This window comes from Nesterenkonia sandarakina (assembly GCF_014138825.1).
In the GTDB taxonomy this organism is placed as follows: Bacteria; Actinomycetota; Actinomycetes; order Actinomycetales; family Micrococcaceae; genus Nesterenkonia; species Nesterenkonia sandarakina.
Map to the genome: position 1 here is coordinate 2,434,475 of NZ_JACJIH010000001.1, position 21,728 is coordinate 2,456,202.

22 protein-coding genes are annotated in these 21,728 nt (G+C 62.8%); 7 read left to right on the top strand and 15 right to left on the bottom strand.

Features of this window, described 5'->3' with window-relative positions; translation table 11 throughout:
- Nucleotides 1–33: 33 nt before the first annotated feature.
- Entirely contained in the window at nucleotides 34–930 is an 897-nt protein-coding gene (locus HNR24_RS11070; protein WP_375139277.1) for a F510_1955 family glycosylhydrolase, read from the bottom strand.
- A gap of 183 nt (nucleotides 931–1,113) precedes the next feature.
- Between HNR24_RS11070 and HNR24_RS11075 the strand changes: the two genes are divergently transcribed.
- Together HNR24_RS11075 and HNR24_RS11080 are read left to right on the top strand one after the other, a co-directional pair.
- The gene (locus HNR24_RS11075; protein WP_182495774.1) at nucleotides 1,114–1,440 is read left to right on the top strand and encodes a heavy-metal-associated domain-containing protein; all 327 of its coding nucleotides are present in this window, start codon (nucleotides 1,114–1,116) and stop codon (nucleotides 1,438–1,440) included.
- Between the two features lie 280 nt (nucleotides 1,441–1,720).
- The gene (locus HNR24_RS11080) at nucleotides 1,721–3,757 is read left to right on the top strand and encodes a copper-translocating P-type ATPase (protein ID WP_259392625.1); all 2,037 of its coding nucleotides are present in this window, start codon (nucleotides 1,721–1,723) and stop codon (nucleotides 3,755–3,757) included.
- A gap of 198 nt (nucleotides 3,758–3,955) precedes the next feature.
- Here HNR24_RS11080 and HNR24_RS11085 read toward each other — a convergent pair whose 3' ends face one another.
- From HNR24_RS11085 to HNR24_RS11100, 4 genes are all read right to left on the bottom strand, one after another.
- Complete coding sequence (locus HNR24_RS11085) at nucleotides 3,956–4,363, bottom strand: four-helix bundle copper-binding protein (protein WP_182495776.1); 408 nt, start codon at nucleotides 4,361–4,363, stop codon at nucleotides 3,956–3,958.
- A gap of 752 nt (nucleotides 4,364–5,115) precedes the next feature.
- Entirely contained in the window at nucleotides 5,116–6,480 is a 1,365-nt protein-coding gene (locus HNR24_RS11090; protein WP_058889629.1) for an APC family permease, read from the bottom strand.
- A gap of 37 nt (nucleotides 6,481–6,517) precedes the next feature.
- Nucleotides 6,518–8,002, bottom strand: coding sequence for a multicopper oxidase family protein (locus HNR24_RS11095; RefSeq protein WP_106124050.1), 1,485 nt, complete (start codon nucleotides 8,000–8,002; stop codon nucleotides 6,518–6,520).
- Complete coding sequence (locus HNR24_RS11100) at nucleotides 7,999–8,271, bottom strand: SHOCT domain-containing protein (protein ID WP_106124049.1); 273 nt, start codon at nucleotides 8,269–8,271, stop codon at nucleotides 7,999–8,001. The genes HNR24_RS11095 and HNR24_RS11100 overlap by 4 nt, the downstream gene beginning before the upstream one ends.
- Nucleotides 8,272–8,726: 455 nt before the next feature.
- Here HNR24_RS11100 and HNR24_RS11105 point away from each other — a divergent pair, with 455 nt between their 5' ends.
- Complete coding sequence (locus HNR24_RS11105) at nucleotides 8,727–9,902, top strand: heparan-alpha-glucosaminide N-acetyltransferase domain-containing protein (RefSeq protein ID WP_232301831.1); 1,176 nt, start codon at nucleotides 8,727–8,729, stop codon at nucleotides 9,900–9,902.
- A 92-nt stretch (nucleotides 9,903–9,994) separates the two neighbouring features.
- On the opposite strand, the gene HNR24_RS11110 is transcribed toward HNR24_RS11105, so the two are convergent.
- From HNR24_RS11110 to HNR24_RS11140, 7 genes are all read right to left on the bottom strand, one after another.
- Nucleotides 9,995–11,131: a sensor histidine kinase gene (locus HNR24_RS11110; RefSeq protein ID WP_058889633.1), complete on the bottom strand. Its 1,137-nt coding sequence runs from the start codon at nucleotides 11,129–11,131 to the stop codon at nucleotides 9,995–9,997.
- Nucleotides 11,128–11,850, bottom strand: a complete 723-nt coding sequence (locus HNR24_RS11115; protein WP_058889634.1) for a response regulator — start codon at nucleotides 11,848–11,850, stop codon at nucleotides 11,128–11,130. The genes HNR24_RS11110 and HNR24_RS11115 overlap by 4 nt, the downstream gene beginning before the upstream one ends.
- A gap of 543 nt (nucleotides 11,851–12,393) precedes the next feature.
- Nucleotides 12,394–12,642, bottom strand: coding sequence for a hypothetical protein (locus HNR24_RS11120; RefSeq protein ID WP_182495777.1), 249 nt, complete (start codon nucleotides 12,640–12,642; stop codon nucleotides 12,394–12,396).
- A 48-nt stretch (nucleotides 12,643–12,690) separates the two neighbouring features.
- Complete coding sequence (locus tag HNR24_RS11125; protein WP_182495778.1) at nucleotides 12,691–13,296, bottom strand: cadmium resistance transporter; 606 nt, start codon at nucleotides 13,294–13,296, stop codon at nucleotides 12,691–12,693.
- Nucleotides 13,293–13,652, bottom strand: coding sequence for a Cd(II)/Pb(II)-sensing metalloregulatory transcriptional regulator CmtR (gene cmtR / locus HNR24_RS11130; protein WP_182495779.1), 360 nt, complete (start codon nucleotides 13,650–13,652; stop codon nucleotides 13,293–13,295). Before cmtR (HNR24_RS11130) ends, HNR24_RS11125 begins: the two co-directional genes overlap by 4 nt.
- Nucleotides 13,653–14,117: 465 nt before the next feature.
- Entirely contained in the window at nucleotides 14,118–15,488 is a 1,371-nt protein-coding gene (locus HNR24_RS11135) for a dihydrolipoyl dehydrogenase family protein (RefSeq protein WP_106124174.1), read from the bottom strand.
- Nucleotides 15,489–15,557: 69 nt separating this feature from the next.
- A complete protein-coding gene (locus tag HNR24_RS11140; RefSeq protein WP_058889638.1) occupies nucleotides 15,558–15,872 on the bottom strand; it encodes a hypothetical protein in 315 nt (104 codons plus the stop codon).
- A gap of 54 nt (nucleotides 15,873–15,926) precedes the next feature.
- Between HNR24_RS11140 and HNR24_RS11145 the strand changes: the two genes are divergently transcribed.
- Nucleotides 15,927–16,334: a heavy metal-responsive transcriptional regulator gene (locus tag HNR24_RS11145; protein WP_083505049.1), complete on the top strand. Its 408-nt coding sequence runs from the start codon at nucleotides 15,927–15,929 to the stop codon at nucleotides 16,332–16,334.
- Nucleotides 16,335–16,563: 229 nt separating this feature from the next.
- Complete coding sequence (locus HNR24_RS11150; RefSeq protein WP_182495780.1) at nucleotides 16,564–17,184, top strand: recombinase family protein; 621 nt, start codon at nucleotides 16,564–16,566, stop codon at nucleotides 17,182–17,184.
- Nucleotides 17,185–17,226: 42 nt separating this feature from the next.
- On the opposite strand, the gene HNR24_RS11155 is transcribed toward HNR24_RS11150, so the two are convergent.
- Nucleotides 17,227–18,378 carry an ATP-binding protein gene (locus HNR24_RS11155; protein WP_182495781.1) on the bottom strand — a complete coding sequence of 384 codons (1,152 nt, stop codon included), beginning with the start codon at nucleotides 18,376–18,378 and terminating at the stop codon, nucleotides 17,227–17,229.
- A gap of 477 nt (nucleotides 18,379–18,855) precedes the next feature.
- Nucleotides 18,856–19,779, bottom strand: coding sequence for a DUF4190 domain-containing protein (locus HNR24_RS11160; protein WP_182495782.1), 924 nt, complete (start codon nucleotides 19,777–19,779; stop codon nucleotides 18,856–18,858).
- Between the two features lie 305 nt (nucleotides 19,780–20,084).
- Here HNR24_RS11160 and cmtR (HNR24_RS11165) point away from each other — a divergent pair, with 305 nt between their 5' ends.
- Complete coding sequence (gene cmtR / locus HNR24_RS11165) at nucleotides 20,085–20,444, top strand: Cd(II)/Pb(II)-sensing metalloregulatory transcriptional regulator CmtR (protein ID WP_182495783.1); 360 nt, start codon at nucleotides 20,085–20,087, stop codon at nucleotides 20,442–20,444.
- Nucleotides 20,441–21,043: a cadmium resistance transporter gene (locus HNR24_RS11170; protein WP_182495785.1), complete on the top strand. Its 603-nt coding sequence runs from the start codon at nucleotides 20,441–20,443 to the stop codon at nucleotides 21,041–21,043. The genes cmtR (HNR24_RS11165) and HNR24_RS11170 overlap by 4 nt, the downstream gene beginning before the upstream one ends.
- 367 nt (nucleotides 21,044–21,410) lie before the next feature.
- Here HNR24_RS11170 and HNR24_RS11175 read toward each other — a convergent pair whose 3' ends face one another.
- Nucleotides 21,411–21,722 (bottom strand): metal-sensitive transcriptional regulator, encoded by a 312-nt coding sequence (locus HNR24_RS11175; protein ID WP_182495786.1) that lies wholly within the window; start codon nucleotides 21,720–21,722, stop codon nucleotides 21,411–21,413.
- Nucleotides 21,723–21,728: the final 6 nt, after the last annotated feature.

Consider the following 21,728-nt stretch of genomic DNA (forward strand, 5'->3'; position numbering starts at 1 on the left):
GCCCTCTCTTTGTCGGGTTCTTCTCGGCTCGCGTCAGGCCAGCTGTTCGACGGTGTTTCCACCATCCACGGTGCGCAGCACAGTGGAGTCCACGACTAACAGCGCTTCCACTGAACCGTCTTCGGTGAGGCCAGCGCCGAGGGCCACGACCTCGCCCACCGGCTCCTCACTGGCACTCCAGCTCTGCCCGGAGTCGCGGCTGGTGAACAGTCGCCCATCAGTAGCGGACCCGACGATCGTGGTCTCATCAGCCCAGGCCACACGCGAGATCAACCCCGGGGCCTCAATGGTCTCCCAGCTGGCGCCATCGGTGGAGAGCAGCAGCCCGGATTCGGTGGCTGCGGCGATCTCCCCCGTCCCTGGCGCCATGGCAAGGGCTGCCGGTGGGGCCGGGATCGCCAGCGTCTCCCAGTTTTCACCGTCTGTGCTGACGCGCAGCTCTCCGTCGAAGCCGACGATACGATCAGCGCCAGCGGTCAGGGCGTGAAAGTCGGATTCCCCGCCTCGAGAGAGCACACTCCAGCTCTCCCCCTGATCGGTGGATTCGATCAGCCCGACAGGTTCCGGCAGGTCTGATCCAGCTCCTGGGTGGCCTGAAGCCAGGTAGCGACCGCCTGAGGCGAGTGTGAAACCCATTAGATCAACATTGGGACCCACCGAGACCAGCTCACCCTCTAGGACGCGGAACAGACCGAAGTGGGTAGCTAGCACTACTACTCCATCGGAGGGATCACGCGCGATGCCGTGGACATGACCGACCGCATCGTCGTCCTGGGAATCTGCACCGTCCTGGGGTCCTGAGCCGGCGTCGGTCCCCTCCGAGGAATCAGGTCCGGCGCAAGCTGTGACAGCACCGGCCCCAAGCAGGCCGAGTCCTCCTGTGAGCAGGAGCCTTCGGGTCAAGGTCGTCATACAGCCTTTCCTGTTCATACCGCGGATTTGCCGAGCAGATCGACCCCCAATTCTACCGGCGGTCCTGCCGGTGACAGGCCCGGGTTGCCTGAAGATTCAATGAAGCTGGGTACGAAAACCCGCTCTTGCCATATACCCCCCTGGGGTATATATATGGGGTAAGAGAAACCCGTGCGTACGAGTCGATTCAAGGAGACTGAGATGACTACCGAATCCCGCCCGACCCTGCCGATGGCCTCCACCGGCTGCAGCTGCTGCGCCCCGTCCACCACTGACGACCGAGAAGTTTCAGCACCTCCCACTGCGGAGCTCTCGACCAGGACCGTCTCCTACGGTGTGGAAGGCATGACCTGCGGACACTGTGTCGGCACGGTCATCGAAGCCATCAAGGCGCTGGAAGGAGTCGAAGATGTGCGCATCGATCTGCAGGCCGGCGGTGTTTCTACTGCAACCGTGACCGGTTCACCGACTTCTGCGGCCGTGCGCATTGCGATCGAGGATGCTGGTTACTCCCTGGCCAGGTCCTGAGCACCGAGTCCTGGGCGCTGAATTCTGGACGCTGAGTTCTGAGCCCTCATCGGGCCATCCCGCACTAAATCTCCCGCAGCCCCTTGACCTCCTGACTCTCCCAGGATCCTGATTCCCCGGGCTCAGTGGAAGGAACACTATGAGCATCTCGCACCACCACGGCGACCATGTTGCCGCCGAGACCCACGGACAGACCATGCCCGACGATCACGCCCATTCGGCCCTTGACGAGGACCATCAGAAACACAGTCACGGAGAACATGCCGGGCACTCCACGGCGATGTTCAAGAACAAGTTCTGGGTCTCCCTGGTGCTCTCGATCCCGGTGGTCATCTTCAGCCCCATGGTGGGACACCTGCTCGGCTATGACCTCCCCGAGTTCCCCGGCGCTACTTGGATTGCCCCAGTTCTGGGCACCGTGATCTTCTTCTACGGCGGGATCCCCTTCCTCAAGGGCGGGCTCACTGAGGTGAAGTCCCGCCAACCCGGGATGATGCTGCTCATCGCCATGGCCATCACCGTGGCGTTCATCGCGTCCTGGGTCACCACCCTGGGAATCGGGGGCTTCAACCTCGACTTCTGGTGGGAACTGGCCCTACTGGTGGTGATCATGCTGCTGGGGCACTGGATGGAGATGCGCGCCCTGGGCGCGGCCTCCTCCGCCCTGGACGCTTTGGCTGAACTTCTGCCCGATGAGGCAGAAAAAATTGTCGATGGCGAGACCACCACCGTTTCCATCGCTGAATTGGCCGTCGATGACATCGTGTTGGTTCGCTCCGGAGCCAGGGTTCCAGCCGATGGGACGATCACCGAGGGTGCGGCCGCATTCGACGAGTCCATGATCACCGGAGAGTCCCAGGCGGTCTCCCGCGAGGTCGGCGACACCGTGGTCGCGGGCACGGTAGCCACCGACAGCGCTGTGCGAGTCCGAGTCGGGGCCGTCGGAGAAGACACCACTCTGGCTGGTATCCAGCGGATGGTCGCCGATGCCCAGGCATCCTCCTCCCGGGCCCAGGCCTTGGCAGACCGCGCCGCTGCCCTGTTGTTCTGGTTCGCACTGGCCGCAGGAATCCTCACTGCCATTGCCTGGACCATCCTCGGCAGCCCCGATGACGCGGTGGTGCGCACAGTCACCGTGTTGGTCATCGCCTGCCCCCACGCCCTGGGGCTCGCCATCCCGCTGGTCACCGCCATCTCCACCGAACGGGCAGCCCGCTCCGGAGTGCTGATCAAAGACCGGCTGGCGCTGGAACGGATGCGCACCATCGACGTCGTGCTCTTCGACAAGACCGGGACACTCACCAAGGGCGCTCATGCCGTCACCGGCACCATCGCAGCTGCCGGGACCAGCGAGGGGCGCCTGTTGGCCTACGCCGCAGCGGCGGAGGCCGACAGTGAGCACCCGGTGGCTCGAGCCATCGTCACCGCCGCCGGGGATCATGCGGAAGCCAAAGATCTAAGTCTGCGTGGGACCGGGTTTAGCTCCACCTCCGGCCGCGGTGTCACAGCCACCGTCGACGGCACGGAGATCACCGTCGGCGGACCCAACATGCTCCGGGAGCAGAACGTGGCCATCCCCTCCGAGGTCGCTGAGCACACCCAGGCCTGGACCGACCGTGGTGCTGGCGTCCTTCATGTTCTCGCCGACGGCGAGGTCATCGGGGCACTGGCACTGGAGGACAAGGTCAGGCCCGAATCTCGGGCCGCTGTGGCGGCCCTTCAGGCCCGTGGGGTGAAGGTCGCCATGATCACCGGGGACGCGAACCAGGTCGCCCAGACCGTAGGTGCAGAGCTGGGTATCGATGAAGTCTTCGCCGAGGTCTTGCCCCAGGACAAGGACACCAAGGTCGCCCAGCTGCAGGAACGCGGCAACACCGTGGCCATGGTCGGAGACGGCGTCAACGACGCCCCCGCCCTGGCCCGAGCTGAGGTTGGCATCGCCATCGGCGCCGGCACCGATGTAGCCATGGAATCCGCCGGAGTCGTCCTTGCCAGCAACGACCCTCGAGCGGTGCTCTCCATGATCGAGCTCTCCCGGGCCAGCTACACCAAGATGATCCAGAACCTCGTATGGGCCGCCGGCTACAACGTCGTCGCAGTTCCCCTGGCCGCAGGGGTCCTCGCACCCATCGGGTTCGTGCTCTCCCCCGCCGTCGGCGCGATCCTGATGTCAGCGTCAACCATCGTGGTGGCGCTCAACGCCCAGCTCCTGCGACGCATCGACCTCAACCCCGCACACCTAGCCGCCATCGAGGCACGTGACGAAAGCGCCCCGGATCCACGCCCGCGCACAGCGGTCTCCGCCTCCGCTTCCTGAGGTCGACCACCACCCAGTCTCCTCAGCTGGAGATCCGGCACGGAGAGGCGGGGACATCTGCACCGCGACCGAGAGCCTCCCTAGGTATGGATACTCAAAGGCGCCGTCTGTCAGATATCGGGAGCGTGGGTGGGCGGCCGGTCAGAGGAAGAGCTTGTGCGTCTGGCCCGGGTCGGTCTACCTCGATCCGCTGCGGGTCTACCCCAGTGCGCTGATGAGCTCGTCGCAGGCTGCCTCGCAGCGCCGGCAAGCTTCTGCGCACAAGCGGCAGTGCTCGTGCATCTCGGCGTGTTCCTCGCATTCCTGGGCACAGGCTCGGCATGCCTCTCGGCAGGCCTGCAACATCATACGGACCACGTCTTTGTTCTGCCCGGTGAGACGAGTCAGGATCCGACCAGTTGTCAGGCAAATATCGGCACAATCTTGGTCTGTGCTGATGCACGTCACCAAGTCACCAGCCATCGGTTCACTGAGACAAGCATCAGCGCACGCCGTGCAGGTCTGGGAACATTCAAAACACGCTGCAATACACGCCGCGAGCTTCTCCTGATCGATTCCGAGATCTCCCTTGGGATGAGCCTGAAGCATGGACCTCACGTGAGACATGATGTTCCTCTCGTCGCTGTGGGGCGCTTGCCATGAACCTCGGCCGGCACGGCGCCAGTGGATATGAGGCTACTGCTGCTACCCGCGTTTTTGAACCCGCGCAGGTCCTGCAAATGACATGGCCAACGACTGAACCAGCTCTCCCCGAGTGTCCGCACGTCTGTTCCGAGGAAGATCCACTCCGGGGTCGAGGACAAGGCGCCGACCGCGCAACGGTAACGGCTTACGCAGATGCCGGGTTAAGGATGTCCGTGGGGCGGGGCTCACCGTCCGCACAAGTCTCTGCAGTTGGGCCGAATGTCGGGTGTTACGTCCTGCCCAGGTCTTCCTGTGGTGCGCCGTAGAACCGACCCAGCGCGCTTGATCGGCTCACCCTGGGCGCCCATCACGACGAGCGCCCAGACAGTTTCAACCGGCATGCCCACTATCGCTGGCGAAGTGTTCGAGAATCTCGCGGTTTGAATCCCCTTGGACAGATAATCGGGTGGCGAGGTGCTGTGCTACATCATCCAGCGCTGATTGAAACAGCTCTCCGTCGAGCCGGGTTTCTTCGACGGGCGAATTTCGTGCGGTTGCGCTATTCAACTCGAGGTAGCCTTTCGTCCGGTCCCTGGAGAAGGTCCCGGACACTCGCTTTCAGTCTGGGACATGGGAGAGCTGGGGACTCGTGGTAGTCGGGAACTGGACGGCTTCTGTCTCTTCGGCGGTGGGGACTGAGCCTGCTTCGATGTCCTCGATCAGCTAGCAGTCCGTCAACGCAGCTGTTCACTCTCCTGCTCGTCGTTGTCGGAGTCCTCCCTCCGACGTCGGACGATGACCCATTGGGCCAGGATGATGAGCGCCGCCACCACGGCTGTGACCACCAACGTGAACGGGTCCGAGGACCCCCTGAGGATCAGGAACGGCACGAGCACCGCGACGTCGAGCACGATGGCCACCCACGGGATCCAGACCTTCGCTTTCACCTCTTCCTTGAGATGGCGGAGGATGCCGTAGTGGATCGCAATGTCCATGCAGAGATAAAGGATGGCCCCCAGCGCGGCGATCTGGGAGAGGTCGAACAGCGCCGCCATCACGATCGCCAGCCCGGCGGTGATGAGCAACGACTGGTGTTCGCGCCTGCCGGGCAACCCCGGCACCTGGCCCATATCGCGGAGCATGTCGTAGAGCTTGGAGACTGCAAACAGGCTCGCGATCAGTCCCGATACGGTGGCCACCACTGCGACGACCACGGTGAGCCCCACGCCCCACGCCCCGAACAGTGGTTCTGCCGCTTCGGCCAGCGCGTAGTCGCGTGCCTCGATGATCTGCGGCACGCTGAGGCTGCCGGTGACGGCGACGGTGATGAGCAGGTAGAGCACTGTGCACAGTGAGATCGAGATGACGATCGACCGGCCGAGATTGCGCTTCGGGTCTTTCAGGTCACCGCCCTGATTGGTGATGGTGGTGAAGCCCTTGTAAGCCAGGATGCACAGGGTGACCCCGGCGAGGAAGCCCAACCACCCCTGATCCGGTGTTGCACTCTCTGGGGAGACCAGCCGTCCCAGGGAGGACACGCCTGCGGCGAACAGTCCCGCGATCGCCAGCACCGCAATGCCGATGATCTTGATTGCCGCGGTGACGGACGCGGAGCGTTCCACCCAGCGGTTGCCCACGACGTTTACCAGCGCCGCTCCCACTATGGCCAGGACTGCCAGGACTGGGACCCACAGCAAGGAGTCCTGCATCTCGAAGGGCCGCAACGCGTAGTTACCGAATGTACGGCCTAACAGGGACTGCGCCAGAACCATCGAGACATACATGAACAGTGAGAATGAACCAGCGATGACTCCAGGACCGTAGGCCGCCTTGAGTAGCATCGCGATCCCGCCCGAGGAGGGGTTCGCCATGGAATACCTGATGTAGGAGTAGGAGCTGAACCCCACGACGACGGCGCCGGCCAGGAAGGCCCAGGGGACCCAACCGCCGGCCAGCTCCGCCACCTGACCGATCAGCGCGAATATCCCCGCGCCGATCATCACCCCTGTTCCCAGGGCGACGGACCCCGTCAGGGACAGCTGCTGCCCGCCTTGCTGCTGCCTGTCCGTCTGGTGTTCGTGCGCCTCGTCGTGAGTCATGCTTCTCCTATGTGGTCCGGCGCGGTGTTCCGCGGTGTCAGCTGACCTCGATGGTGCCCATCATGCCGAGGTCCTCGTGGTCGAGGATGTGGCAGTGGTAGACGGTGCGGCCGCCGAAGTCCTCGAAGGCCACTCGGACCGTCACCTCCCCGAAGGCCGGGATGTTGACCACGTCCTGCCACCGCGGTCCGGAGACGTCGCGGGCATCTTCGCTCATGACCTGCATGGGCCACACGTGTAGGTGCATCGGGTGATCCATGGGACTGGAGTTGGTCAGGGTCCACTCCTCCACGGTGCCCACCTGGGCCCGCTGGTCAGTCCGCTCGGCGTCGAACTCGCGCCCGTCGATCGTGAAGGACATCATCCCCCCGGGACCGCCCATTCCTCCCATCCCACCCATCCCCATGTCCATGGCGAAGTCAATGGTGCGTCGGGCGCCGACCGGCTCATCGCGCAGATCCCGCAGGGCCGTGCCCGCGGGCACGGGCCCGGGCTCCCCGGCCGGATCCCCGGTGACCTCGAGGATGAGCAGGTCGATCGGCTCGTCGTCGCCGGGGCCGTCTCCGGGTGTGTCCCCGCCCATCATGCCGCCCATGCTCCCGCGGTCCACCGGGGCGGTGCGAAGCGTGGAGGTCCCCTCGCGGGTGTCCACCAGCAGCTCCACGCGGTTGCCGGGGGCCAGCGTCACCTCGGTTATCTCCACCGGCTCGGGCATCCGACCGACATCTCGGCCCAGCACTCGTAGCCCCTGCCCGTCCAGGGTCAGGTGCAGATACCGGGAAGGGCAGGCGTTGACGACCCGCCACAGCTCCCGCTCCCCCGGTGCCGCGGCGGCCTCAGGACGGACCTGGCCGTTGACCAGCACGGTCTCACCCTCCCGGCCCATCATCCGCTGCGGCGGGGAGACCTCGGTGAGGTTGCCGGAGCCGTCCAAGGTGATGTCTGAGACGACCAGGACGCGCTCCCGGGCCACGGGGACAGGATCCGGATCCTCGACGACGATGGCCCCGTAGAGCCCTGCCGCGATCTGGTCGGCCACGTGCCCATGCCTGTGCGGGTGGTACCAGTAGGTGCCGGGAGCGTGGTCCTGTGGCAGGACGTACTCATAGTCGAAGGACTCACCAGGTTCGATGCTCACGAAGGGGTTGTCCCCGTTGCCCTCGGGGGACACGTGCAAACCGTGCACGTGCAGGTTCGTCGGGGCCTCCAGGCCGTTGGTCATCGCCACCCGGAGGGTGTCCCCGCCCCGGACCCGCAGGGTGGGTCCGGGCAGCGAGGAGTTGAAGGCCTGCACGCTCGCCTCACGCGCCCCGATCCGCACTCGGGTGGGGGCGGCCTCCAGGGCCAGGTCCAGGACCCCGTCCCGGCTGGTCAGCACCTCGGGCTGCAGCAGCGCCCTATCGCCGCCGAGGGTCTCACCGCCGCGGCTGCTGGTCCACCACAGCCCGCCCGCGCCCACGGCCGCGGCACCGGCCCCGACCGCACCCAGGGCCAGCAGCTGCCGTCGCGTCAGCGGGCTCACCGGTCACCATCCTCCAGGGTCCGCAATCGTTCGTTGTACTCCTCCGTGCTGATCTCCCCGCGCGCGTAGCGCTCCTCGAGGATCTGTCGGGACCGGCGCGGGAGCGCCCCCGTCGCCGGAGCGGAGCCACCCTGTCGGCTCCCGTCGGTGGAACCGCCGGTGAAGGCCTTCACAAGCACGACCACCAGCACCACCGTTCCCACGATCAGCAGGATCCAGAAGAGCCACATCCAGCCCATTCCCGCTCCCATTCCGGTGTCCCACATCATCACGGTCCTCCTTCGTCGATCGACTCATCGCCCTCTGCCGGACGCGGCACGCATGTGATGACACCGCGCGATGGGGCGAGCAAATATCCTCTGACAGTTCTTGGAACATCCGCTCCATCTCGACCGAACTTTCTCGTGGCGACCTCCGGAGGCGGCCGCACTGTGAGCTCCCCTTTTTACTGCTTTGTGATGTCAGTCCTAATGGTGGCACCCTTTGCCGCTGACCCCTGGAGTCTTCATCAAATCTTGAGGATCCTGCGACCTGCGCTCTAAGTGCAGCAGACACTCTGGAACCAGTACCATCCCGGCACTCCGGGACCACAGCGACGACCATTGGGCGCAGGCTTCACGCTCCCTTACGGGACGGAAAGGAAGGGGCACAAGACATGAGTAGAACATCAGGAAGTGGAGCGGGGGCCACCGAGAATGCTTCTGTACGGTCTACGACCCGGTTGGTGGGCATCGATGCGGCACGCGGGCTGGCTCTGGTGGGGCTCATGGCCATCCATCTGTTGCCGGCGTGGAATGAGGAGACCGGGGAGGCCAGCTGGTCCTGGCGGCTGTTTTCCGGGGACTCGGCGGCGTTGTTCGCGCTGCTGGCCGGGGTGGGTCTTGCGCTGACTTCCGGCGGCCGGAACCCGCATCAGGGTAGGAGGATGGCAGCCGATCGGGTGGGGCTCGTCGTGCGGGCACTGCTGATCGCAGTCGTTGGTCTGTGGATCGGAACTCTGATGCCGCAAGACCCTCCGGCCTACAGCATCTTGGTCTACTACGGGATGTTCTTTCTTCTGGCGATCCCGTTCCTGCACATGGGCCCGAAGGCGCTCTTCGCCTCGGCGGCGGTGTTTGGGATCGTGTCCCCTGTGCTCATGCAGAATCTTGCTAGCGAACTGCCTGCGTGGAGCTCGTATAACCCCACGTTCATCGACATGGTGACCGAGCCCGGGGCGATCGCTTCTCAGCTGCTGCTCACCGGTACCTACCCGGCGCTGCCTTACATGGCGTATCTGCTGGTCGGTCTGGGGCTGGGTCGACTGAATCTGCGGGAGACCGCGTTGCAGGTCCGGGTGTTGGTCGTGGGAGTGGGGCTGACGATCTTCGCGTACTTCACGTCATCCATCCTGCTTTACGCCTTCGGTGGGTACCAGCGGCTGCTGAGTGCTTCCGGGATGAGTGAGTACGAGCTAGATCAGGTCCTGACCTGGGGCCCGGACTCGTTGCCGGCCTCGACCGGGTGGTGGTTGGCGATCACCACACCACACACCAACACTCCGTTGGCGATCATGGCCAGCCTCGGGGTGAGCCTGACCGTGCTGGGAGTGTTCCTACTGATTGCTCCCAAGGTCGGCAAATGGTTGTTGCCTCTCTCCGCGATGGGCGCGATGACCTTCACCCTGTACACCGCCCACCTGGTGGCCCTCTCGGCCGAGGTCCACTACAGCCAGCCCTACCTGTGGTTCCTGATCCACCTGGTCGCGGCAGCCCTATTTGCGGTGGTGTGGCAACGGTCGCTGGGGCAGGGGCCGTTGGAGAAGGTGGTCAGCACCAGCGCGAAGGGCACTCGACGGTTGGTGTCCGGAGCTGAAGGTCAATCTCGAAACGTCGCCGGTGGTCGGGGCAGCCAGACCTGAGCCCCCGCGTCTGCAACACGGAGGACACCCTGCTCCGGCACATGCGTCCCAGTGGCGGGGCGGCCCGTGAGACGCGTGAAGGGTGCCCCGATTTACTGCGGGGCTGGGGTGCGGGGAATCCGGATGTGGAAACTGGCTCCGTGACCGAGCCCGTCGCTGGTCGCCTCCAGGGTTCCGCCTTGGGCTTCGACCAGGGATTTGCTGATCGCCAGCCCCAGCCCTGAGCCTGCGCGGTGGGCTTCACGGCCAGTCTCGACGCGGTAGAAGCGCGCGAAGACATTCTGAAGGTTCTCAGGGCTGATGCCTTCCCCGGTGTCGGTGACGGTGATGGTGACCGCGTCTGGTGTGTTTTCGGTGTGCACGGTGATGGCACCTCCGGGCGGTGTGTGGCCCAAAGCGTTCTCCAGCAGATTGCCCAGCACCTGACCCATGCGTTCCGGATCCAACGGCACTGGTGTTGAAAGCGGGCCGGCGCTGCTGGCTGCCACCGTGATGTTCTTGTCCGCTGCGGCGGGCTCGATGGCCGCGACCGCCTGAGCGGCCAACGCACCCGGGTCCTGGAGGGTGAGCTGCAGCTTGGCCGTGGCCTCCTCGTCGGCGGTGAGCTGCCGGATATCACGAGCGAGGCGTTCCATGCGGGCGATCTGCGCGTTGAAGATCCCGATCGTCCGGGCATCCCACTCCACGACCCCGTCTTCGATCCCCTCCAGATGGCCCTTGAGGCTGGCCAAGGGGGTGCGCATCTCATGGGCCAGATCGGCCAATAGTTGACGCCGAGTGTTGTCTACGGCGGCGAGTCTGGTAGCCATGTCGTTGAAGGAAGTCGCTAGAGAGTCGAACTCCGGGCCCAGCTTCGTGGAGGTGACGTCGACCTCGTAGTTGCCAGCAGCAACTTCCTTGGCGGCGGTGCTGAAGGAGGACAGGGAACGGCCGATGGTGCGGTAGAGGTAGAAGCTGAGCAGCCCGGCGATGAACAAGGCTGGCAGCCCGCCGATGACCAGAGCGGTCAGAATCACCGAGCGGAAGGCATCTTCGAGGTGGACCAGCCCGGTGGCTTCATAGGCGTGACCGGCCTCGACAAGTTCGTGGTAGAACATGGAGGGCCCCACGAGCACAGCGGTGGCCACCACGATGATCAACCCGATCACCAGCACTGCGGTCTGGGCCAGCATCAGCCGGACCGTCAGCGGGCCCCATGACCACACGCGGTCGTTTTGAATGGAGCTCATCGGCCAGTGCCCATCCGGTACCCGACCCCACGGATGGTGTGGATGAACCTTGGGTCAGAGGCATCATCGCTGAGCTTCTTCCGGATGCGTCCGATGTGGACATCTACTAGATGATCCTCCCCGGTCCAAGCGGTGTCCCAGACCAGCTCCACCAGCTGAGCCCGGGATAACACCTGGTGCGGGTGAGTAGCTAGAGACACCAGCAGATCAAACTCGATCCGGGTCAGCGCCACCGGTTCGCCTCCCAGCTGCACTCTGCGGGCTGCCTCATCAACCACCAAGTCCTCGATCACGAGCTTCTGACCTGGAGCATCCGGCGCGGTGAGTGCTTCCGTGTCGTGGGTGCGGGCTCTGCGCAGCATGGCCTGGACCCGGGCGACGAGCTCCCGGGGGCTGAAGGGCTTGGTCACGTAGTCGTCAGCCCCTACCGAGAGCCCGATGATCTTGTCGATCTCATCATCCCGGGCGGTGAGCATCAGCACGTGGCAGTCCGAAATGGTGCGCACCTGCCGACACACCTCGATCCCGTCGATGCCGGGCAGTCCCAGATCTAACACCACCACGTCCGGGTCGAAGTCGCGCACCGCGGCGACCGCTTCGGTGCCGTCATGGCGCACCGCGACATCCAATCCTGCTTTGTGCAGATACCCCTCTATCAGCCGGGCCAGATCGACTTCGTCGTCGACCACGAGGATCCGACCGGTCTGTGCTGGGTTCATCGGTGCTCCTTGATCGAGGTGGGACCACGCGTTCGGCCTGGGACCTGACGCGGGCCGTGCCCGGACAACTCCGCCGTGGCTCTCACTTCCCAGCGATGGTAATTAGCATGGTCGCACCCGGGGGGTCGTCTAATCGGCAATCCTTCCAAGCTTCGTCAGCACTGCCCACTGGCTTCCCATATCCCGTTCACGACCCGCCACAACCACCGCTAGAACCCGCAGCATGTCTACATACCGTAAACCTGAACCGCTCAGGGTTAGCTTGTTCTCGTGCACACGTCGGCGCCCGTAAGCCGGTCGCTCACCGTGCACTCCCCCACCCCAAAACCAGCCCGTACAAACTCTGGGTGTGATTTTCGTAGATAAATGGCGGCGATTTTTCGGAGTTAAATGGCGCACGGGTCGTCGCCTGAGTGATCAGCAGGGGCCACGGAACCTACGTCGGTGCCGCCTATAGGGGGCCTCTGCTGGAACTTCCGCAGCGGGGTGGTTCTTGGGTACGGGCAGCGGAGGCTGAGGAACCAGGCGAGGGAGGAGCCGGACCTAGGTGACCGTGCCGACGACCGCGACCAGGGCGAGGGTGGCCATCATCAGCGGCACCGCCAACGCCTCCGTTAGCTCCATCACCCGCCGGGCGGCGGCGAAGCGTGTTGCCAGGTACTGGGTGATGGCGGCCAGAGTCAGGGGTGTGAGGATCAGCAACAGGAACGCCTCGATGAACGGGGTTACGTCGATGACGTCGAATAGTTCCGGTGCTATAAACAGGCCCAAGTAGAGCGGCAGTAGCAGCATTTGCACGAGCATCACGTGCGGGTATTGCGTGGCTGGGAGGCGGTGGGGTCAGAGACCGAAGGCCCCGCCGCTGATGAGGATAAAGACCCCGAGGCCGATCAACACGATGGGGAACAGTATGTGCTCCCAGCGTTCCAGCACCTCGGCGATCGGGCGGCGGGTGGCGACGAACTTGGCCAGTCCCACCAGCACCGCCACCAGCACCAGAAACACGATGCAGTAGGCGACCACGGCGCCCGGACCGACGCTGAGGAAGACCGGGACGTAGACGCCGATATTGTCCCCGCCATTGGCGAAGGTCACCCCGGCCACCGTCCACACGGCGACGTTCTTGCCCTCGACCTTGGCGTCATCGTCATCATCGTCATCATCACCGCCGCGCCAGGCGTTCCACGCCACCCACAGCCCCAGGCCCAGCGGGATAAGCCCAAAGTATGGAATGACCTCAGGGGGCAAGAACTCCCGGGCTCCCAGCGACACGAGCACGGCGGCGCCCAGGATGCCGGCGAACCCGAGATACTGCCCGGCCAGGATCCGCGCGGTGGTCCCGCGTTGGCCCGCGCCGCGGGCGAAGAACAACGAGAGCACGATGACGTCGTCGATGTTCGTGACCAGGAACAGGCCGATCGCCTGCAGGATCGAAGACAGGATCACGCGCCCACCCCCGTGGCGCAGCAACCCGGCACCGAACAGACCGGGTCCAGGCACGGGGCGCTCTCATCCACCGCCAGAGTGATATCGACCAGCGCGGTCAGTGCCCGCGCCAGGTGCGCGTCGGCGATCTCATACCGGGTCTGGCGTCCCTCGGTCACGGCGACCGCGATGCCGCAGTCCCGCAGGCAGGCCAGGTGATTCGACACGTTCGAACGAGTCAACTCCAGGTCCCGAGCCAGCTCCGCCGGATAGGCCGGTCCTTCCATCAGGGTCAGCAGAATCCGGGACCGGGTTGGGTCGGCCATCGCCCGACCCAACCGGTTCATCACATCAACACGAGAGGCAATAGTCAGCATCTACTGAACTATACAGTAACTAATGAACTGACAGAGCGGATTAGAAAGCTATAGCTTTCTAAGACACGGCCGTGTCGTCGAAATCACGACGGCAGGTCTGTGAGTCGTAGCGATAAATGGCGGTCTTCTGACACCGATATCTGTCGCTTAGATCGACAGCACTGGGATGATGCACTGGACACTTGGCAGGCGCACGCGGAGTGACAGGCTCTGCACTGTCCGGGCAGGTCGCTACGTACTGCAGTGAACCTGCCAGGACGTTCCTCAACACTTTCCAATTTGCGGAGGATTCCTTCGACCTCGCGCAGTCGGTGAGCACCGAATGTGGAATCTCGACCGATCAACGGTCCAGTAACCTCTCATAAGCCTGAAAGCCTATTCAAGGAACCTTCGGAAACTCGCGGTGTTCTATCTATGAACTCCACACCATGCCCGGCCGTATCGCAGAGTTCTTCTTATCTCAGGTCAGAGCATCGAGCCCAGGTCAGACCCGACCGAAGGGTAAACCGCCGGAGAGGACCTCAATTCGCGCGCCGTGAGCCCGTACTTCATGGCCAGGCTGATCGTGTTGACCAACTCGGCAACACCATGTCCGAACAGATGAGCCCCCACGATGCGATCACTCGATCGATCAACGAGGATCTTGACCGCCCCCGCCGTCTCGCCGACTCGATACTGGGAGAACCACCGGCTGGTATCGGTATACCTGACCTCGATATCCATTCCGCGCGCCTGGGCTTCATCTTCGAGCACACCCACCCTAACGAGCTCCGGGATCGTGAAGACCGCCGTGGGAGTCCCCGCATAGTCAGGCACAGCATTTCCTGACTTCAGAATGTTTGATGCCGCAACCTTGGCTTCCAATACGGCCACGGGGGTCAGTGGCATCCCTTCAGTATCCGCAGCATCACCGGCGGCATACACGGCGGAATTCGTGACCGACTGCAGATCAGCCGACACGTCGATGCCTCCTGGACCATACGCCACACCTCCAGCCTCAAGATCAAGCCTGGACAGATCAGGGACACGTCCTGCCCCATGAACGACAAGGTCCACCTCAATCATCGACGCGACGCCCTGCTGTTGAAGGTGCACCTGATACCCCGCGGGTGTCTCTTCCACACCGGTCATGCTGGTACCCGATTGCACGTCGACACCACACTCGGCGCCACGTCGGACCAGCAGATCCACCAGATCAGGGTCAAAGCCCTTCAACGGTCGCGATCCACGGTCGATGATGATCGGTCGGGACCCGGCGCGTGCTGCGATATGAGCGAATTCGAAGGACACGAACCCGCCTCCGACAAAGAGGACCCGCGGAGGAAGACTCTCGAGATTCAAAAACGCGGTGCTGTTGATCAGGTGCTCGTGGCCAGGAAAATCAAGCGACACAGGCGTGGCACCGGTCGCGATCAGGATCTTTGTTGCGTGATACTCCACCCCGGAGACCTCAACTTCGGTCGGGCCGGTGAACACTGCGGTGCCGTGGAGTGTCTGCACCCCGTGCGTCTTGAGCCCGTCTTCCATGCTGGCGGGCACCCCATCGGTGAAGCCGTGCTTATGCTTCATCAGCTGCGCCCAGTTCACCGATAGGCCCCCCTCATCGATGCCTTTATCCCCCATGAGATGTGCCGCCTCGAGGATCTCAGCTCCTCGGCGCAGAATCTTCTTCGGGTCACACCCCCGCAAGGCACAGGTGCCACCATAGGGAAGCGAGTCCACGATGGCCACACGCCATCCCTGGGACGCGCACTTGGTCGCTGCCGCGATTCCCGCCATCCCGGCACCAATAACCATCAGGTCGTACTTCTCGGGCTCCTCGTGCTTCCTCGTCATATCTACACCTTCTTTGAAGCGCCTCGACCGTCACGCAGCGGGGTGAATGGGATCCTCGGGACTCAGGATTTATCTCGGCGTGAACTCAGCGTCTGCTAGCGCTGCGCGCAGCTGCTCCATGGTCGGGGCCCCGGCCATCCCCTCAGGACTCACATACCGGCGACACGACAGGCCCACCGCAGAAGAGGCCTCAGCGAATCTGTCGAAACCATCGATCAAAACGCTTGGGGAACCATGAAAGCCAACCAGCTCAGCCTCAGCATCGCTCTCTACCAGCTGCATACTCAGACTGATGTCGGAGCGCTCAGCACACAGCGCCTGGAGCCGCTCATGGGCGATCTTCCAATTGGGGCATCCCTCAAAGTACTGCAGCACGATTTCCATGACCTGACCTTAAACCTTGCAGTCAGGTACAAGGTCAAGTCATAGGATGGGAGGGTGCTTATCGGAGAACTCAGCGCCATCACAGGTCTCGGACGTCAGACGATTCGCTTCTATGAACGCCAGGGCCTCTTGCCGGAACCAGCGCGAACGGGTGGCGGCTACCGTCGCTATGACGACCATGCCGTCGCACGGCTGCGGTTTATCCGTGCCGCCCAGGCTGCCGGCCTGAGCCTGAGCGAGGTACTGGACACGATTGAGCTCCGCGAGACAGGCCAGACCCCTTGTGGACACGTCTCAGGTCTTCTCGAAGAGAAACTCGCCGATGTCCGGGCACGCCAAATTGAACTTCAGGTGCTAGCCGCTGATCTCGAACAGACCCTTCTGGCAAGCCAGAAACTGGACCCGGCAGACTGTAGAGACGCTGAGGTGTGCCACATCGTAACGGCCTCCAAATCCTCCTAATCAGGAGATATGAGTCGTAGCGCTAAATGTCACTCCTGCTGCACCTGAGCGGGTCATCACTAACGAGCGGAAAAGGCTCAGATAGCCGTCCCGTTTCCTTGGTTGCGGGACACCCTTGACCCACAATCGGTCGACCACGCAACCATCGGCGCGTCTGCATCCCACAAGTAGTACCCATTAATGTGTCTCGCTTGGGCCGTACGGTTTTGATTATTGGTACTCTCGGTCCATGGAATTGGGATATGCGCGGGTCTCGACAGCGAAGCAAGACCTCGATCGGCAGATCGATGCGCTGCGCGAGGTCGGTATCGCAGCTGAGCGGATCTATGTGGACAAGAAGTCCGGGTCTACCGTCAACCGGCCCGGACTCACTGCTGCGCTGGAGTATGCCCGCGAGGGGGATGTGATCGTGGTCCACACTCTGGACCGGCTGGGGCGCACTGTGCGGGACACGTTGAACCTGATCCATGACCTCGCTGAGAGGGGAGTGGGGGTCCGGAATCTGGTCGATCCGATTAAGGTCGACTCCTCGAACCCGGAGGATCCGATGGCGCAACTAGCCGTGGTGCTGCTGGCCCTGTTCGGACAGATGGAACGGACTTACACGGTGGAGCGCGCGGCGCACGCGAGGGCAGTGGCGACAGCAAAGGGTCGCCGGGTGGGCCGGCCTTCGGTGGTGGACCCGGACAAGCTGGCCTACGCGGAGCACCTGCGCGAGTCCGGGCACACGATCGCGGAGATCGTCACTAAGACTGGAATCACCAGGACGAGTCTGTATCGGCACCTGCCACCACGCCCAGCTGAATCTGCAACCGCTGAACCCGAACCCCCGACCGTCTCCGGTCAATAGATCTGACCTCTCCATGTCGGGCGCTGATATGTGGGACCGGACTCAGTTCTCGGATTGGGCGATGAGTTGGGCCGCGTGATCGCGGAGGTATTCGCGTAGTTCCGGAAGGGCGAACTCGAAGCGACCATATGTGGCGGCGGGTTGGATCATGCCGGCCCGAATGAGTCGATCCCGGTAGACGCTGATGTAGTTGCTTCCTTCGCCCATACGGGTCTGCATATCGATGGCGCGAGTTGGTCCGCTGTCTTGAGACATATGCGTCAGGAAGGTGCGGTCCACTGGGGAGAGGTCGGCCAGGGCGGGGGCGTGAACGAGGTCCCCGAGTCGCTTTCGAGCTTTGTCCCGCCCGGCGGCAACGTGGGAGCTGGTGACTTCACCAGTCTTGCCGATGCGCCAGGTGTGGTAGCCAACGAGCTGGATCATGAAAGGGTAGCCCCCGGTTGCCTGCGCGCACTCCATGGCCACTTCGGGCGAGACGCTGCGGCCTGCTTCGGTAAGAGTCTGCTCGAAAGCTGCTGCGACGCTGTGCAGCGGGACTTCCTCTAAGGAGGTGCGTTCGGCTCGACGCATGAAGGTGCTGACTTTGGGGCGCTGGGCGTTATCAGAGATCATCCTCTCGACAGCCTGGGGGATCCCGGCCATGAGAAGCCCGACAGGGCGGTCTTCCCTGATCAGGTGCTGGGTAATAGCGGTCAGTTCCTCGAGCTCTGATTGAGGGATGGTATGGATCTCATCGACGGTAATGATCAGCCCGGTCTCACCGTCATGGACATCGAGGGCATCGCAGAGCATGCCGATCTCCTCACGCAGTCCAGGTGCCGCTCGGGCGGGGGACTCTAGGTCCAGGTTTGCGCCACCTAGGGGTCCCAGGCTGATTCCTGCTCCGGTGATTCTCCGACGAGACGGTGCGCCAAGTTCTTCGCGGTGCCGTCGCACCGCGCTGGTGAGTCGCTGGATCAGTTTCGGTGTGGCGGTCTCGTCGATGACGATCCAGCCCTGCTGTCGAGCCCGGCGCCCCATCTCGGTGAGCATGACGGTCTTTCCGACTCCTCGGGCTCCGGTGATGAACTGCAGCAGATAGGGAGAGCCAGCGCCGTCTTCTAGAGCTTCATCGAGATCTTCTAGTACGGAGTCACGACCGACAAGCACCGGTGGGGTCGCTCCGGCAGTGGGTTTGAAGGGATTGCGGGCCATTGTGTCTCCAGAGCGTCAGGGTGCATGTCTACCTTTGAGTCCTTTATAGCCTTTATAACTGGAGTCGTCCATGCGTGTACCGACTCTTTCGGGGCAGCTGATCAATGCAGGGGTCGTCTCAGCTGTCTTCTTCCAGCAGGCCCGAAGCCGGAGTCGGGGGCAAGCACAGGTGCAGACAGGAGTAGCCGTGTGAAGGAGCACGTGAGAAAGGCGTAGCTTTGTAAGACGCTGAGCAAGAGCTCTATCGTGCAACCCGACTCCGCAGTGGACTTGAGAAACCGGAGGTCAGGATCAATCCCGGCAGGGGAGTAGCCCAGCGCCGCTAGATTCCCCTCCATAGCTCGTTGCGCCTCGGTGCCCTGAGCTTGAGCTTCGGCGGCAACGTCAGCCAGCAGGTGAAGCGTTGCCGGGATGTCCAAGGTGCCGGTTTTCTTGTTATCGCGTCAGTGTTTGGACGAAACGGTTATCAGGCTCGTGCTAGTCGAGTGAGACGCGAACCGGAGCTGAGAGGAAACCCGCGTTGATCTCCAGATGGGTGATCTTCGCATCTGAGGGGACGTCGAAGTACAACCGACCTTCAATCGAATTTCCTGGGTTGATTTGATCCAAGATGGAGATTGCACCATCTGAGGCGCCGTAGAAGGTTGCTTCTGAGGAATAGCTGAACTCACGGTCTTGGTCGTCCACGGCCACGAAGTTCCCAGCGAAGAAGTAAGCGGCGCTGTCGCCCCCGTTTGTCACAACGAGGTCGATCGGAATGTACTCACCTTGGGCTTGGGTGTTGAAGAACTCGTCGCCAATTGAGGTAGACCTGTCGGAGACACCCGTGATCATGACGATCCAATCGTTGACCTCAAACTCGTCGCCAGTGGTGAAATTCTCTCCGCCGTCAGCTTCTGATTCAGCTACCAGCTCGCCTTCGTCGTTTTGTTCCGGAGTGTCCTCTTCGCGAGCTGCGCCACCTTCTTCAGTTTCTTGATCTGCTGACTGCTCCTCCACCGCTTCGCCATCTGTTTCTCGGTCCTCGGAACTTGCCGGGCTCTCCTGGGCGGAGACGTCTGGATCGCGCTCGTTCTGTTGAGAGTCATCATCGCCAGAAGCTATGAGGGCGCTGAAGATGAGAAAGCCGATGGTTGCGATCAATACACCAAGACCCCCAGTGACGATCCCGGTGATGGCCTGGCCTCGTCCGCGGCGCTTGACAAGCGCGAGGATGCCTAGCACGACCGCCAGTGGGCCTAGGAGAAAGGTGAGAATTGCGATGAGTGGAATGAAAGATAAGACCAGGGCGACGATACCCAGCACCATGGCCGCGATAGCCATTCCTTTTGGTTCCGGTGGGGGAGGGTGAACCGGATAGGTCGGTTGAGGCGGTTGAGGCCAGTGTGGTGGAGTGCTCATAGGACTAGTCACCTTCGACGTGAGTGGCCTCGTATTCGCGCGGCGCGAGGGGTGTGGAGTTTTAGAAAGGATACCTGAACTGCTTTAGTTCTCTCGGAGCAGCTGGTCGGTCTAGGGCTTGGTGGCACCGGAATTGTCTGTGTCCTATGCCGTGGTCTACCGGGGCGTCCGCTGTCTCACCGTCATTGCAATTATTTTTATTTGGCGCGTATTTTCGCTGCGGCCTGTGGCCCCTACGATGCGTCGCTAACCAATAGCTATTTGAGGCGCGTTGACAGTTCACCGTGCGCTGTATAGTCCAGTGCATGCTGACTATCGCTTCTCGTATGGATGTGATGAACCGGTTGGGTCGTGCTTTGGCCGACCCCACCCGGTCGCGACTTCTCCTGGTGTTGCTCGAGCGTCCGGCCTATCCGGCGGAGCTAGCGAGCGACCTGGGACTGACGCGCTCGAACGTATCGAACCATTTGGCGTGCCTGCGGAACTGCGGCATCGTGGTCGCCGAGCCCGAAGGTCGCCGGACCCGCTATGAGATAGCAGATCCACACCTGGCACAGGCGCTGGCGGCGCTGCTCGAGGTCACCCTCGCTGTGGACGAGAACGCCCCGTGCCTCGATGCTGCGTGCTCCGTGGCCGGATGTTGCACCGCGGAGGCAAGCGCGTGATCCTGGCCTCCATCCTGCAGGCGATCGGCCTGTTCGTCGCCACCAACATCGACGACATCATCGTGCTCTCTTTGTTCTTCGCTCGCGGCGCAGGACAGCGTGGAACCACCGCCCGGATCTTCGTGGGCCAGTATCTGGGGTTCGTGGGCATCCTCGGCGCGGCCGTGCTCGTCACCCTGGGCGCAGACGCGTTCCTGCCGCCGGAAGTGATCCCGTACTTCGGATTGATCCCACTGGCGCTAGGCCTATGGGCCGCCTGGCAAACCTGGCGCAATGACGACAACGACGATGACGACGAAGCCAAGGTCGCTGGCAAGAACGTCGGCGTCTGGACCGTCGCCGCAGTAACCTTCGCCAACGGTGGCGACAACATCGGCGTGTACGTCCCGGTTTTCCTCGCCGTGGGGCCCGCGGCCGCGATGGCCTACTGCATCGTCTTCCTCGTCCTCGTTGCGATCCTGGTCATGCTGGCCAAGTTCGTGGCGACCCGTCGGCCGGTCGCGGAAGTTCTCGAACGCTTCGAGCACATCCTGTTCCCGATCGTCCTCATTGGCCTTGGCATCGTCATTCTGATCAGCGGCGGAGCCTTCGGACTCTGATCAACCGGACGCGACCATGATCCACCAATTGCAAGCACTCGTGTCCCACCGCCATTGAGCGACCACAGAAGACCGCCACCGAACGACCAAAACCACACTATATGGGGTGGTTTTGGGGTGGGGGAGTGCCCGGTGAGCGACCGGCTTACGGGCAGGCCGCGACGACAGTCTTGATGGCATGAACACCCCTCTCGACTTCAAATGCGCCGTAAACCCCTACGCGGCATTAATTTCCGAATGAGATTAGGACAGATCTGAAACTCTGAAACGTAGACGGGCCAATCGTCTGAACGAGACCATGACGCCAAGCCACGGAGAGGCATCATCGTGTCCGGCCGAGAAAGGATGTGCCGGGGAATTGTGTGGGTCAGGATTTGACGAGTCGGGTTATTGCGGCGAAAGCTTCTCGCATTTTGTCGTCGGCCTCTTCTCCACCCTTCTCCACGGCTGCTGCTACACAATGCCGGAGGTGGTCATCGAGGAGCCACAGGGCGACGTTTTCTAATGCGGAGGTGGCTGAGCTGATCTGGGTCAGGATATCGATGCAGTAAGCGTCCTCGTCGATCATGCGGTGGATTCCGCGGGTCTGACCCTCGATGCGTTTGAGGCGGGCGAGGTAGCGGTCCTTCTCGCTGATGTAGCCATGGTCTGCTGGGGTCGAGTCGGTCGTGGGGGTCATCGTGGT

Coding starts and splice junctions, on each gene's coding strand:
- HNR24_RS11070 (WP_375139277.1), bottom strand. CDS start 930: ATGAACAGGAAAGGCTGTATGACGACCTTGACCCGAAGGCTCCTGCTC.
- HNR24_RS11075 (WP_182495774.1), top strand. CDS start 1,114: ATGACTACCGAATCCCGCCCGACCCTGCCGATGGCCTCCACCGGCTGC.
- HNR24_RS11080 (WP_259392625.1), top strand. CDS start 1,721: ATGTTCAAGAACAAGTTCTGGGTCTCCCTGGTGCTCTCGATCCCGGTG.
- HNR24_RS11085 (WP_182495776.1), bottom strand. CDS start 4,363: ATGTCTCACGTGAGGTCCATGCTTCAGGCTCATCCCAAGGGAGATCTC.
- HNR24_RS11090 (WP_058889629.1), bottom strand. CDS start 6,480: ATGACTCACGACGAGGCGCACGAACACCAGACGGACAGGCAGCAGCAA.
- HNR24_RS11100 (WP_106124049.1), bottom strand. CDS start 8,271: ATGATGTGGGACACCGGAATGGGAGCGGGAATGGGCTGGATGTGGCTC.
- HNR24_RS11110 (WP_058889633.1), bottom strand. CDS start 11,131: ATGAGCTCCATTCAAAACGACCGCGTGTGGTCATGGGGCCCGCTGACG.
- HNR24_RS11115 (WP_058889634.1), bottom strand. CDS start 11,850: ATGAACCCAGCACAGACCGGTCGGATCCTCGTGGTCGACGACGAAGTC.
- HNR24_RS11120 (WP_182495777.1), bottom strand. CDS start 12,642: ATGCTGCTACTGCCGCTCTACTTGGGCCTGTTTATAGCACCGGAACTA.
- cmtR (WP_182495779.1), bottom strand. CDS start 13,652: ATGCTGACTATTGCCTCTCGTGTTGATGTGATGAACCGGTTGGGTCGG.
- HNR24_RS11135 (WP_106124174.1), bottom strand. CDS start 15,488: ATGACGAGGAAGCACGAGGAGCCCGAGAAGTACGACCTGATGGTTATT.
- HNR24_RS11140 (WP_058889638.1), bottom strand. CDS start 15,872: ATGGAAATCGTGCTGCAGTACTTTGAGGGATGCCCCAATTGGAAGATC.
- HNR24_RS11150 (WP_182495780.1), top strand. CDS start 16,564: ATGGAATTGGGATATGCGCGGGTCTCGACAGCGAAGCAAGACCTCGAT.
- HNR24_RS11155 (WP_182495781.1), bottom strand. CDS start 18,378: ATGGCCCGCAATCCCTTCAAACCCACTGCCGGAGCGACCCCACCGGTG.
- HNR24_RS11160 (WP_182495782.1), bottom strand. CDS start 19,779: ATGAGCACTCCACCACACTGGCCTCAACCGCCTCAACCGACCTATCCG.
- cmtR (WP_182495783.1), top strand. CDS start 20,085: ATGCTGACTATCGCTTCTCGTATGGATGTGATGAACCGGTTGGGTCGT.
- HNR24_RS11175 (WP_182495786.1), bottom strand. CDS start 21,722: ATGACCCCCACGACCGACTCGACCCCAGCAGACCATGGCTACATCAGC.